This window comes from Streptomyces sp. NBC_00376, assembly GCF_036077095.1.
Classification (GTDB): Bacteria; Actinomycetota; Actinomycetes; order Streptomycetales; family Streptomycetaceae; genus Streptomyces.
Genome location: NZ_CP107960.1, coordinates 5,573,706 through 5,586,723, shown reverse-complemented (window position 1 = coordinate 5,586,723; position 13,018 = coordinate 5,573,706). Strand labels below are relative to the sequence as shown.

10 protein-coding genes and 1 tRNA gene are annotated in these 13,018 nt (G+C 70.7%); 4 read left to right on the top strand and 7 right to left on the bottom strand.

Annotation, left to right across the window (positions count from 1 at the left end; translation table 11 throughout):
• Position 1: 1 nt before the first annotated feature.
• Positions 2-523, bottom strand: a complete 522-nt coding sequence (locus OG842_RS25225; RefSeq protein WP_189547056.1) for a universal stress protein — start codon at positions 521-523, stop codon at positions 2-4.
• Positions 524-1,497: 974 nt separating this feature from the next.
• Between OG842_RS25225 and OG842_RS25220 the strand changes: the two genes are divergently transcribed.
• The 3 genes from OG842_RS25220 (at position 1,498) to OG842_RS25210 (ending at position 3,544) form a co-directional block, all read left to right on the top strand.
• Positions 1,498-2,733 carry a helix-turn-helix domain-containing protein gene (locus OG842_RS25220; protein ID WP_266732795.1) on the top strand — a complete coding sequence of 412 codons (1,236 nt, stop codon included), beginning with the start codon at positions 1,498-1,500 and terminating at the stop codon, positions 2,731-2,733.
• A 9-nt stretch (positions 2,734-2,742) separates the two neighbouring features.
• Positions 2,743-3,345, top strand: coding sequence for an oligoribonuclease (gene orn / locus OG842_RS25215; protein WP_266732793.1), 603 nt, complete (start codon positions 2,743-2,745; stop codon positions 3,343-3,345).
• A gap of 126 nt (positions 3,346-3,471) precedes the next feature.
• Positions 3,472-3,544 (top strand) — tRNA-His (locus tag OG842_RS25210).
• A 114-nt stretch (positions 3,545-3,658) separates the two neighbouring features.
• Here OG842_RS25210 and OG842_RS25205 read toward each other — a convergent pair.
• The 6 genes from OG842_RS25205 to OG842_RS25180 form a co-directional block, all read right to left on the bottom strand.
• Positions 3,659-4,690 carry a LacI family DNA-binding transcriptional regulator gene (locus OG842_RS25205; protein WP_266732791.1) on the bottom strand — a complete coding sequence of 344 codons (1,032 nt, stop codon included), beginning with the start codon at positions 4,688-4,690 and terminating at the stop codon, positions 3,659-3,661.
• Positions 4,691-4,793: 103 nt separating this feature from the next.
• On the bottom strand, positions 4,794-6,257 hold the full coding sequence (locus tag OG842_RS25200; protein WP_266732790.1) for a GH1 family beta-glucosidase: 1,464 nt from the start codon (positions 6,255-6,257) through the stop codon (positions 4,794-4,796).
• Positions 6,258-6,365: 108 nt separating this feature from the next.
• On the bottom strand, positions 6,366-7,289 hold the full coding sequence (locus OG842_RS25195) for a carbohydrate ABC transporter permease (RefSeq protein WP_328512526.1): 924 nt from the start codon (positions 7,287-7,289) through the stop codon (positions 6,366-6,368).
• 15 nt (positions 7,290-7,304) lie between these two features.
• Positions 7,305-8,303, bottom strand: coding sequence for a carbohydrate ABC transporter permease (locus tag OG842_RS25190; RefSeq protein WP_401874168.1), 999 nt, complete (start codon positions 8,301-8,303; stop codon positions 7,305-7,307).
• Between the two features lie 173 nt (positions 8,304-8,476).
• Positions 8,477-9,805, bottom strand: coding sequence for an ABC transporter substrate-binding protein (locus tag OG842_RS25185; protein WP_328512525.1), 1,329 nt, complete (start codon positions 9,803-9,805; stop codon positions 8,477-8,479).
• Between the two features lie 530 nt (positions 9,806-10,335).
• A complete protein-coding gene (locus tag OG842_RS25180) occupies positions 10,336-11,028 on the bottom strand; it encodes a FadR/GntR family transcriptional regulator (RefSeq protein WP_328512524.1) in 693 nt (230 codons plus the stop codon).
• Positions 11,029-11,202: 174 nt separating this feature from the next.
• On the opposite strand from OG842_RS25180, the gene leuA reads away from it, so the two are divergent.
• Positions 11,203-12,969 (top strand): 2-isopropylmalate synthase, encoded by a 1,767-nt coding sequence (leuA, locus tag OG842_RS25175; RefSeq protein WP_266732782.1) that lies wholly within the window; start codon positions 11,203-11,205, stop codon positions 12,967-12,969.
• Positions 12,970-13,018 lie beyond the last annotated feature (49 nt).

The window sequence follows — 13,018 nt, the reverse complement described above, 5'->3', positions numbered from 1 at the left end:
CTCAGGGGATGACGACGACCGGGCGCTGCGCGCGCCGGGCGAGGCGGCCCGCCACCGAGCCGAAGATCCGGCCGACGATGCCGTGCGTGGAGCCGACGACGATGGCGTCGGCCGAGTACTCCCGGCCGACCTCCTCCAGCTCGTGGCAGATGTCCCCGCCGCGCTCCACGAGGACCCAGGGGACCTCGGAGAGGTAGTCCGCGCAGGCGAGCTCCAGGCCGAGCACCTCGGTGCGGTGGTCGGGCACGTCCACGAAGACGGGCGGCTCGCAGCCTGCCCAGACCGTGGTCGGCAGCCGGTTGGCGACATGGACGATGATCAGACCGGAGCCCGATCTTCGGGCCATTCCGATCGCATAGGCGAGGGCGCGCTCACTGGAGGTCGAGCCGTCGAAGCCGACCACGACCCCATGACGGAACGCGGGGTCGCATGAATGACGTGTTTCTTCGACCGTCTGCGGGTCCGACATGGGGTCGGCCACCTGCTTGCGGTCGGCGGGTTCGGGGATTTCGTGACCGGCCATCGGTGTCTCGGCGAAGAGAGTCCTCGTGAGGAGAGCGACTTGGGGAAGGTGCGTCAGCGAGCGGTGTTGCGGTGTCCGGGAATCATCTTCCCAACCCCTTACCCCCAAGGGTACGGCGCCACTCCTCCACTGCCCAGACCCGCGCAAAGCGCGCGCGACGTTTCACGGAGCATGCCCGAGGCGGACCCGGATGGCAATGCCGCTTGTGCTGTACACCGACGCCGCCGGGCCCGGACGACCGCCCCCGGTGACCGGACGGCACCGCAACCGTCACCTTTTCCGGACGCCGGAGGGCCCCGCTCCCCCGCGAGACCGTCGGACGGATCACCGTCCCGGGACCGACCCCGGGAGCCGGCAACCCGATCCCGTGCGTCACACCGTCCCCGTTCCGGACCGCCCGTCGCCCCCGTTCCAGACCGCCCGCCCCGTTCCCCGCACGCCGCCCGGCCGGCGACGGACACCGGCCCGTCCGGCGGAATCCGATCGCCGCCGTTTGCCACCGGCCCGTTCCGTACGATCGGCCGTCCGACCTGCCAAGGGGGCGCAAAGAAGCGGTTGATCACCCGGGTTGTGCGCCGGTTCAATGACTGAATCACACACGCACAACCATCTATTTTCAGCCAACTTCATACCCCCACCGACACCTTGTCGATTTGGCCGATCAACCCCCTTGTCACCAGGCAGGAAGAGACCGCGCGGTACGCTTCCACCCAACGGGGACGGGCCATGAACGCCAGGCGCACTTCCCTGAGCGTCCACCGGATGAAACGCTTCGTGATCGAATGCTTCCCGCCAAGTTGCCTTGTCGACATAACGGCGGTTGGTGAACTTGTCACGTCGGCACCATGGGACGCAGTAGATTCGATCTTGGGTATCGAAGTCTGGGGAACTCGTGCATGACCGAGGGGAACAGTGCAGGTGCGACAGGCCCGTAAGGACCAGGAAGACGCGAACACCGAGGGGGGCTTAGCGTCATGAGCCAGGACTCCGCCGCCGCAACGGAGGCTGTACGGAAGCTCAGTGGCCGTCGACGACGAGAAGTCGTCGCCGTGCTGCTGTTCAGCGGCGGCCCCATCTTCGAGAGTTCGATCCCGCTCTCCGTGTTCGGAATCGACCGCCAGGACGCGGGAGTTCCGCGCTACCGACTCCTCGTCTGCGGCGGGGAAGAAGGGCCGCTGCGGACCACCGGGGGACTCGAACTCACCGCGCCCTACGGGCTGGAGGCGATCAGCAGGGCCGGCACCGTCGTGGTGCCCGCCTGGCGTTCGATCACCTCGCCGCCGCCCGCCGAGGCGCTGGAGGCGCTGCGCCGCGCCCATGAGGAGGGCGCCCGCATCGTCGGGCTGTGCACGGGCGCGTTCGTGCTCGCCGCCGCGGGCCTGCTGGACGGCCGACCGGCGACCACACACTGGATGTACGCGCCGACGCTGGCCAAGCGCTATCCGTCGGTGCACGTCGATCCGCGCGAGCTCTTCGTCGACGACGGCGATGTGCTCACCTCCGCCGGCACGGCCGCCGGGATCGATCTCTGCCTGCACATAGTCCGCACGGACCACGGCACGGAGGCCGCCGGGGCACTGGCCCGCCGGCTCGTCGTGCCGCCGCGGCGCAGTGGCGGTCAGGAGCGCTACCTCGACAGGTCTTTACCGGAGGAGATCGGCTCCGACCCGCTCGCAGAGGTCGTGGCCTGGGCGCTGGAGCACCTCCACGAGCAGTTCGACGTGGAGACACTGGCCGCGCGCGCCTACATGAGCAGGCGGACCTTCGACCGCAGGTTCCGTTCGCTCACCGGCAGCGCACCGCTCCAGTGGCTGATCACCCAGCGGGTGCTGCAGGCGCAGCGACTGCTGGAGACGTCCGAGTACTCGGTCGACGAGGTGGCGGGCCGCTGCGGCTTCCGCTCGCCGGTCGCGTTGCGCGGACACTTCCGGCGTCAGCTGGGCTCCTCCCCCGCCGCGTACCGGGCCGCCTACCGGGCCCGCCGTCCGCAGGGCGGTGGCGCGGAGCCCGTGGCCGCGGTGACCGAGCCCGTGGTGCCCGCCCAGGGCAACGCGGCGATCCGGCGCGCCACGGCCGCGGCCGCACCGTCGGGTACGCATGCCGTCACGGCGCAACCGGCCGGCCCGGTCCAGTCGGAGCAGGGGAAACCCGGCCCCGACGCGTACACGACCGGACGACCGACCCTGCCGGGGCAACGGAGTGCCCCGTAGGGTGGGGCCATGAACGATCGCATGGTGTGGATCGACTGCGAGATGACCGGGCTCTCGTTGACGGAAGACGCACTCATCGAGGTGGCCGCACTGGTCACCGACTCGGAGCTGAACGTGCTCGGTGAAGGGGTGGACATCGTGATCCGCCCGCCGGACGCGGCCCTGGAGACCATGCCCGAGGTGGTGCGGCAGATGCACACCGCCTCGGGCCTCCTCGACGAGCTGGCCGGGGGCACCACCCTGGCCGACGCCGAGGCCCAGGTACTGAACTACGTCCGCGAGCACGTGAAGGAGCCCGGCAAGGCCCCGCTCTGCGGGAACTCGGTCTCCACCGACCGCGGATTCCTGGCGCGGGACATGTCGGCCCTGGAGGGCTACCTCCACTACCGGATCGTCGATGTCTCCTCCATCAAGGAGCTGGCGCGCCGCTGGTACCCGCGGGCGTACTTCAACAGTCCGGCCAAGAACGGCAACCACCGGGCACTCGCGGACATCCGTGACTCCATCACGGAGCTGCGCTACTACCGCGAGGCCGTCTTCGTGCCGCAGCCCGGCCCGGACTCGGAGCGTGCGAAGGCCATCGCGGCGCACGTCGCACCGCCCGCACCGTAGGACCTTGTGAAGCCGCTGGTCATAGCCCTTTCGGGGGTTGGGGCCGGCGGCTGAACAACTGGGGCGCGAGCACCCTCTCGGACCCTGTACACTTTTTCTCGGCCGGTCAGAAAAAGACCGGACATGGTGGGTATAGCTCAGATGGTAGAGCACCTGGTTGTGGTCCAGGATGTCGCGGGTTCGAGTCCCGTTACTCACCCTGAAGGGAAGGGCCCCGGTCTTCGGACCGGGGCCCTTCTCGTTTCTGAGTCCCCCTCAGCCGCCACCTCGATCACCACCCCGGCCGCCCTCGCGGGCGGCCGTGTGACGGCCGTCACGAGGAGTCGCGGACGACCAGTTCGGTGGGGAGCACGATCTGCGGGCGTTCCTGGGTCTCGCTCGCGATCTCCTTGAGCAGGACACGGGCCATCGTGCGGCCCATCTCCTCGATCGGCTGGCGCACGCTGGTGAGGGCCGGGTCCATGTGGCGGGCCACCGCCGAGTCGTCGAAGCCGACGAGGGCCACGTCGTCCGGGATGCGGCGGCCGGCCTCGCGCAGGACCTGGCGGGCGCCCGCGGCCATGACGTCGGAGGCGGCGAAGACCGCGTCGACGTCGGGTCGGCGGGCCAGCAGCTCGCGCATGGCCCGTGCGCCGCCCTCCTCGGAGAAGTCGGCGGGGGCGATCAGCCGCTCGTCCGGTTCGAGACCGGCCTCCCGGACCGCGGCGCGGTAGCCGTCGAGGCGGCGCTGCGCACCGTGGACGTCCCGGGGCCCGGTGATCGTGGCGATGGCGCGGCGCCCCCGGGTCACAAGATGGGCGACCGCTGCTCGGGCGCCCCCGAAGTTGTCGGAGTCGACCGCGGCGAGCGTTTCGGAGGCCGACCTGCGGCCGCCCATCACGGCCGGCATGCCGAGCTGCTCCAGCAGGTCCGGCAGCGGGTCGTCGGCGTGGACGGAGACCATCAGCACACCGTCGACGCGGTGCGCGGTCAGGTACTGGGCCAGCCGGCGGCGCTCGCGGTCGCTGCCGACGAGGGTGAGCAGCAGCTGCATGTCGGTGTCCGCGAGCGCCGCGCCGACACCGCGGACGATGTCGGAGAAGTACGGCTCGGCGAAGAAGCGGGTCTCCGATTCGGGCACCACCAGGGCGATGGCGTCCGTGCGGTTCGCGGCGAGCGCGCGGGCCGCGCGGTTGGGTACGTAGCCCAGCTCGGCGACGGCCGCCTCCACCGCCTCGCGGGTCTGCGCGCTGACCCGTGGTGAGCCGTTGATGACCCGCGAGGCCGTGCCGCGCCCCACCCCTGCCCGTGCCGCGACTTCTTCGAGCGTGGGCCGGCCACCGCTCCGTACTCGCGCTGCCGTCATGGCTGCCTCCCGTTCGCGGTCAATTTCTCACAGCCGGGTGGCCTGGCCAAGTCCTGGTATCGGCGCCTCCGGCAGCCCGTACGGGACGGGCCGCCGCTCCGCATCACCCTTCTGGGAGCGCTCCCATCCTACGCTGGCGGCGGATGACGTCGGCGTACCAGTGGGCGCTCGCCTTGGGGATGCGGCGCTGGGTGGCGTAGTCGACGTAGACGGCGCCGAAGCGCTTGGAGTACCCGTAGCCCCACTCGAAGTTGTCCATCAGGGACCAGAGGAAGTAGCCGCGTACGTCCGCCCCGGCGGCGATCGCCCGCCGTACGGCGTCCAGGTGTCCGCGCAGGTACTCGATCCGCTCGGGGTCCTCCACCCTGCCCTCGGGCGAGACGTAGTCGTCGAAGGCGGCGCCGTTCTCGGTGACCATCAGTGGCAGGCCGGGGTTGTCCCGGGCCACATCCAGGAGGAGCTCGTACAGCCCGTCGGGGTCGATCGCCCAGTTCATGGCGGTGCGCTCACGGCCCTCGGCCAGGTGGAAGGCGACGTGTTCGGAGCCGGGCCACGGGGAGTGGTCGCTGTTGCCGTGGCCGTCGTCGCGCGCGTCGCCGGCGCCGTCGGCGGGCGTGGAGACCAGCGTCGGCGTGTAGTAGTTGACTCCCAGGACGTCGACGGGGCGGGAGATGACCGCCGGGTCGCCGTCGTGGACCAGCTCCGACCAGTCGACCAGGCGCTCGGTGTCGGCGATCAGGTCCTCGGGGTACGCCCCGTGCAGCATCGGGCCGGTGAAGATCCGGTTGCCCACCGCGTCGATCCTGCGGGCGGCGTCCGCGTCGGCGGCGCTGCCGGTCAGCGGACGGACGTGGTGGAGGTTGAGGGTGACCGAGATCCGCGCGGTGGCGGGGAGGCGGTCGCGCAGGACCCCGGTCGCCCGGCCGTGGGCGAGGTTGAGGTGGTGGGCGGCGCGCAGCGCGGCGGCGGGCTCGGTGCGGCCGGGGGCGTGCACGCCGGAGCCGTAGCCGAGGAAGGCCGAGCACCACGGCTCGTTGAGGGTGGTCCAGGTGCTGACGCGGTCGCCGAGGGCCCCGGCCATGATGTCGGCGTAGTCGGCGAAGCGTTCGGCGGTCACGCGCTCGGGCCAGCCGCCCGCGTCCTCCAACTCCTGGGGCAGGTCCCAGTGGTAGAGGGTGGCGACGGGTGCGATGCCCGCTTCGAGGAGTTCGTCGACGAGCCTGCGGTAGAAGTCCAGGCCGCGTTCGACGGCGGGGCCGCGGCCGGTGGGCTGCACCCGGGGCCAGGAGACGGAGAAGCGGTAGGCCGTCAGGCCGAGCCGTTTCATCAGCGCCACGTCGTCGCGGTAGCGGTGGTAGTGGTCGGCGGCGATGTCTCCGGTGTCGCCGTTGCGAACCTTGCCCGGGGTGCGGCTGAAGGTGTCCCAGATGGAAGGGGTCCGGCCGTCCTCGGCCGCGGCGCCCTCGACCTGGTAGGCGGCGGTGGCCGCCCCCCAGACGAAGCCGGTCGGGAATTCCGCCGCTTCGGGTGCGGCCTTCGGGGCGGTGGCGGGTCGTACGGCAGTCATGCGGGAGCGCTCCCAAGGTGGATGGGCAGGGGGAAGGAAGGGGTGGGGAGGAAGGGGTGGTGCTGCATCGGCCCTTGGCGGCAGCGGGATCGGCCCTCGGCGGCGGTATCAGCCCTTGACGGCGCCGGACATGATCCCGCCGACGATCCGCTTGCCGAAGACCACGAAGACCACGAGCAGCGGCAGGGTGCTGATCAGCGCACCCGCCATCACGATGCTCTGGTCGGGGACGTAGGAGGCGCTCAGCTGGCCGAGGGCCACCTGGAGCGTGGGGTTCTCCTGGTTCAGGGCGAGGTACGGCCAGAAGAAGTCGTTCCACGCCTGTACGAAGGTGAGCATGCCGAGCACCATCATGGCCGGGCGGGCCACGGGGAGCACGATGCTCCACACGACACGGAGGTTGTTCGCTCCGTCGACCTTGCCCGCCTCGATGAGTTCGTAGGGCAGCGCCTCGCTGAGGTACTGCCGCATGAAGAACACTCCGAACGCGCTCACCAGCGTCGGGAAGATCACCGACTCCAGCTGACCGCCCCATCCGATGTCGGACATCATCATGAACAGTGGTACGACGCTGAGTTGGGGCGGGATCGTGAGCGTGGCGACGACCGCGGTCATCAGTGCGCCGCGGCCCCTGAAGCGCATCTTGGCGAAGGCGTAGCCGGCCAGGGTGCAGAAGAAGAGCGTCGCCGCGGTGATGCTCGCGGAGACGACGAGCGTGTTCCAGATGGCCTTGCCGAGGTGGGCCTGTTCCCAGGCCGCTTCGAGGTTGTTGAACAGGTTGCCGCCGGGGACGAACGGCGGGGTGGTGTCCAGTATCTCGTCCTGGGTACGGGACGCGGCGACGAGCGTCCAGTACAGCGGGAAGAGGGAGCCGATGCCGACGACGGCGAGGGCGAAGTAGGCGAAGGGGCCGGCGTGGTGCTGGCGGCCCGCGCCCTGCTTGAACCTGCCGCGCCGCGGAGGAGTGCCGGGGGCGGCGGCCTTGGACACGCGGCGGCTGTCCGGGGCGGTGACGGTGCTGGTCGTGGTCATGGATATCGCTCCCGGTCAGGCCGAGGTCTTGCGCACGGAGCGCCCGACGAGCCAGTTGATCGCGGCAATGAGCAGCAGCAGGGCGAGCATGGCCCAGGCGACCGCGGCGGCCGGACCGAGGTGTCCGAGCTTCCAGCCGTAGTTGTAGAGGTAGACGCTGAGCGTCTCGTACTGGTGCTCGTTGCCCCCCTGCGCTCCGATGGTGCCGCCCTCCAGGAGCAGCGGCTCGCCGAACAGCTGCATCGACCCGATGGTCGAGATGACGATCGTGAAGAGGATCGTGGGCCGCAGCGCCGGGATCGTCACGTTGCGGAACTGCTGCCAGCGCGAGGCGCCGTCGAGCGAGGCGGCCTCGTAGAGGTCGGACGGGACGGCCTGCATCGCGGCCAGGTAGATCAGGGCGTTGTAGCCGGTCCAGCGCCAGATCACGATGACCGAGATGGCGCTCTTGGACGACCAGTGGCCATTGGCCCAGTTGGTGTCGCCGAGACCGATGAAGTCCAGGGCCCAGTTCAGCAGGCCGCCGTCGGCGCGGAAGACGAGGGCGAAGACCAGGGCGGCGGAGGCCACGGAGGTGGCGTACGGGGTGAGGATCACCGTCCGCCAGAAGGTGCTGGCGCGCAGCTTGTAGTTCAGCAGGTGGGCCAGGCCCAGCGCCACCAGCAGCTGCGGGACGGTGGAGATCACACCGATGACGAAGGTGTTGCCGACGGCCGTCCAGAACTCCGGGTCCTGGAGGATCCTGCTGAAGTTCTCCCAGCCGACCCATTCCATCCGGTCGAGGCTGATCATCTCCACCCGGTGCAGGGCGATCCAGCCGGTGTAGAGGAGGGGGTAGAGCCCGAAGGCGCCGAAGACGAGGAAGAAGGGGGCGATGTAGGCGTAGGGGGACGCCTTGTCGTCGAATCGCCACAGCCGGCTGCGCCATGCCTGGCGGCCGGGGGACATGGGCTTCGGGACGCGACGGCCCGGCTTCGAGCCGGGTGCGCCCCGGGCGGGGATCGAGGTTGCCACAGGTGGGAGTCCTTCCCTGGGGTGTGCCGACACCGCAGGGGCAGGCCGGAGTTCTGGTCAGGTCCGGCGGTGGTGTCGGGGTCCGTGCGCGGGGCCGGCAAGGAAGAACGGCCCCGGTGCGGGTGGGCCGGGACGCGAAGGTGGGGTCCCGGCCGCCCGCATCGATGGGGAGCTCAGCCGATCACCTTGTCGATGGCCTCCGTGGCGGCCTTCCAGGCGTCGTCCGGCGCGGTGCCCCGCTGCTCCATGTTGTTGATCTGGGTGGAGATGCTGTCCTTGATGATGCCGTCCTTCGGGCCCAGCACGGCCGCGGGGATGACCTGGGCCTCCGCGGCGTAGATCTCACCGATGGGGGCGTTGTTGAAGTACGCGAGCTTGGCGCTCTTCACCTCGGGGAGCTCGTAGGCGCCCTTGTTGGACGGGAAGACACCGACGGCCTTGAACACGGCGGCCTGCTGCTCGGGGGCGGTCAGCCACTTGACTAGCTTCTGCGCCTCCTCGACGTTCTTTCCCTTGGCGGGCACGGCGAGGAAGGAGCCGCCCCAGTTGGCCGCGGTCTCGCCCGGGGTGCGGGCGATGTCCCACTTGCCCTTGAACTCGTCACCGGCGTACGTGGCGATCTGCGCGGCCATCCACGCGGGGCAGGCGACCGTGGCGACCGTGCCCTTGCGCAGTGCGGCCTTCCACGGGTCCTGGAACTGGGCCAGGCCGGCGGTCAGATCCTTCGCGGCGGCCTCGGCGGCGAGGTTCCAGCCCGCCTTGACGCCGGCGCTGTCCTTGTAGATCGCCTTGCCGTCCTTGGCGTAGTACTGCTCCTCGTTGGAGGAGACCACGCTGTTGTACATGGCGCTGGCGGAGTCCATGTAGAAGGTGCCCTTGGGGGCCTTCTTCCTGTACTCCTCGCCGAGCTTGAGGTAGTCGTCCCAGCCTCCGGCGACCTTGGCGGCGACCTCCTCGCGGTCGGCCGGGAGCCCGGCCTGCTCGAACAGGTCCCGGCGGTAGCAGAGCGACATCGGACCGATGTCGGTGCCCGCTCCGATGACCTTGCCGTCGTCGGTGGTGGCCTGCAGCGCCTTCCAGTTGACCCACTGGCCGGCGTCGATGACCCCGGCCAGGTCGGCGAAGGCGTCCGCCTTGGTGTCGACGAGTTCCTTCACCCGGCCGACCTCGATGCCCTGGATGTCGGCCAGCCCGCTGCCCGTGTTGAGCTGCTGAAGGAACTTCGGGTAGTAGACCTGCTCGTCGGCGGTGACGTTCTCCTTGACCGTGATGTTCGGGTGCAGTTCGTGGTACTTGGCGAAGAGTCCGGCCTCCTTGTAGCCGAACTGCCCGAAGTCGGCGACGGTCAGCGTGATGTTCCCGTTCGCGTCGGGGCCGGTGCTGCCCGACTGGTCCGAGTCGCTGCTGCAGCCGGTCAGCAACAGGGCCGAGGCCGTCAGGCCCGTGGTGGCCAGGACCGCGGCTCTGCGGCTCCGGCCGGTGACGGTGCGGGTGATGCGCATTCCACTGCTCCTTGTTCCGGGGTGGGACGTTCCGGGGTGACGTCCGGGGGAGGTGTTCCTGGGCGGGGTGTTCCTGGGCGGGGCGTACCGGATGTGTTCCGGATGTCTTCCGAGTGAGGGGGGAGGGCGCGCGGTGCCGGTCGGGCGGGAGGGCCGTCCGGCGTGGGAGCGCTCCCATGCGTCGATGTCGGAAGGTTCCTGCCTCGGAGGGGTGGGTGTCAAGAGTTGAAGACGCTTCCGTTGCCCGAGCGTGTCCGGCAAGTCACGGGACCGTGTCCTGCCGAGGGCTTGCCACAACCCGCATGCGCTGCCCGGAATTTCATGCCGCCCGGGGAATGCGCAGGTCGGCGGCGTGGAGGGCAGGACGCACCGCACTCCGGCCGCCCCGGACCCCGCATCCGCGCCCGCCGCCGGCAGCGGTTCCCGTCATCCGTGGTTCACACCGGCCCGCCCGCCGGAAGGTGAACGGGGCGCCACGCGGCGGGGCGGCCGCGGGCACGTCCGCCTTCTCCCTTTGGAGTCGGCCCTCCCTACGCCTCCCGCAGCCGGGCCAGCGTGGATTCGAGTTCCGTCTGCGCGGCCCGGCCCGCCGATTCCGCGTCCCCGGCCACCACGGCCCGCACCAGCGCGTCATGGACGGCGTCGCCGTGGTCCGGGTCCTCGCGGCGCAGGCCGAACAGCTCCACGAGGTCGATCAGCCCCTGCCGCAGCGCGGGCGCGAACTCGCCGAAGAGGTCGGTGAGTACGGGATTGTGCGCGGCGGCCACCACGGCCCGGTGCAGCGCGATGTCCGCGTCGACGAACCCCGCGTCTCCCCCGGCCCCGGCCGCCCGCCGTGCGGTGAGCGCCGCGTCGAGGGCGATCAGGTCCTCGTCCGTGCGGCGGCTCGCGGCCAGCCGGGCGGCCTGGACCTCGATCAGCATGCGCACCTCGTACACATCGGTGACCGCGGCCCGGCGCAGCCGCGCCGGCCAGTCCTCCGTCACCCGGTCGGCCACGACGAAGACTCCCGCGCCCTGCCGGGACCGGAGCAGCCCGAGCGTGGCCAGCGTGCGTACCGCCTCGCGGACCGTGGAGCGGCCCACGCCGAGTGTCCTGGCCAGGGTCGTCTCGCCGGGAATCCGCGTGCCGACCGGCCAGTGCCCCTCGGTGATCTGCTCGCGCAGATGGTTCGTGGCCTGTTCGACCAGGGGGCTGGGGCGGAGCGGACCGAGCGAGGACACGGGTTCACCTGTCAGGTTGTCTGAGGACTTGCTTTCTGGCTACTCTACCGGCCATGACGCTCAGCGGTCTCCTTCTTCTCGGCTGCCGCGGCGGGGCCTGAAGCGACCGGCACCCCGCCGCGGGATGCCGTGCTGCGCCGGTCGCGTCCGGCGATGCGAGAAGAGACCGTCCTCATGTCCGACCGTCAGTCACCGATGCACGGCTTCCCCACGATCTGCACCCCGCGCGGGCCCGTGCCCGCCGACGCCCCCCGCTGGAATCCGCAGCGGGCGAGCTCCATGCCCTCCCATCGCTACCGCTCGGCCTTCGACCGCGTCGAGGTCCCGCTGACCGGCCGCACCTGGCCGCAGGCCCGTATCGAACGCGCCCCGCTCTGGGTGCCGGTGGACCTGCGCGACGGCAACCAGGCGCTGGCCGAGCCCATGGACACGCCGCGCAAGCGCCGGATGTTCGATCTGCTCGTCGCGATGGGCTTCAAGGAGATCGAGATCGGCTATCCCTCCGCGAGCCGCACCGACTTCGACTTCGTCCGGCACCTGGCCGAGGGCGACGCGGTGCCGGACGACGTCACCGTGGTCGTCTTCACCCCGGCCAAACCGGAACTGATCGAGCGGACCTTCGAGTCCATCGTCGGGATGGCCCGCGCGGTCGTCCATCTGTACATCCCGACCGCACCCGTCTGGCGCGACGTGGTGCTCGGCCGCAGCAGGGCCGAGGTGCACTCCACGGTGCTGGAGTCCGCGCGGCGGATGGAGCGGCTGGCGCGGGCACGGCCCGGGGCGGACATCAGGTTCGAGTTCTCGCCCGAGGTGTTCATCCTCACCGAGCCGGATTTCATCCTGGAGATCTGCAACAGCCTCACCGCCCTGTGGGACGCCTCCCCGGACCGGCCGGTCATCCACAACCTGCCCGCCACGGTGGAGATCGCGACGCCGAACGTGTACGCGGACCAGATCGAGTACATGCACCGCCATCTGGACCGGCGCGACTCGGTGATCCTCTCCGTCCATCCGCACAACGACCGCGGCACCGGCACCGCCTGCGCCGAACTCGCCGTACTGGCGGGCGCGCAGCGGGTGGAGGGCTGCCTGTTCGGCAACGGGGAGCGCACCGGCAATGTCGACCTGGTCAACCTGGCCCTCAATCTGCACGCCCAGGGCGTCGACCCGATGGTCGACTTCTCAGACATCGACGAGATCCGCCGCACGGTCGAGTACTGCAACCGGCTGCCGGTGCCGCCTCGCCACCCCTACGGCGGCGATCTCGTGTACACGGCGTTCTCCGGCACCCATCAGGACGCCATCAGCAAGGGCTTCGCCCACCGCGCGAGCAGTGGCTCCGAGCTGTGGTCGGTGCCGTACCTGCCGATCGACCCGGCGGATGTGGGGCGTACGTACGAGGCGGTCATCCGGGTCAACAGCCAGTCCGGGAAGGGCGGCATCGCCCATCTGCTGCGGAGCAACTACGGGGTGGACCTGCCGGCCCGGCTGCGCGCCGACTTCTCCCGCACGGTGCAGGCCGCGACCGACGACAGCGGCCTGGAGGCCACCCCGAAGGATCTGTGGGAGCTGTTCGACGCGGCGTACCTGGCCCCCGGGCGCGACGGGAACGTCGCCCTGACCTCCTGGTCGACGGACCGGAACCCGGCCGGTGAGCACCGGTTCATCTGCTCGCTGCGGGTGGACGACCGGGAGGGCGACTACGAGGGCACGGGCAATGGCCCGGTGTCGGCGTTCACCCGTGCGCTGGCCGCCGCGGGCATCGAGGTGGACATCCTCGACTTCACGGAGCACGCGACGGGTGCGGGGCAGGGCAGCCCGGCGATGGCGTACGTGGAGTGCCGGGTGGGCGAAGAGGTGTGCTGGGGTGCGGGCCAGGACACCTCCGTCCTCACGGCCTCGATCCTGGCGGTGCTGTCGGCGGTGAACCGGGCCGCCTGACGGGCGGACAGGGGCGCGCGTCCCGGCCGGGGGTGGGGGGACGGGGGCC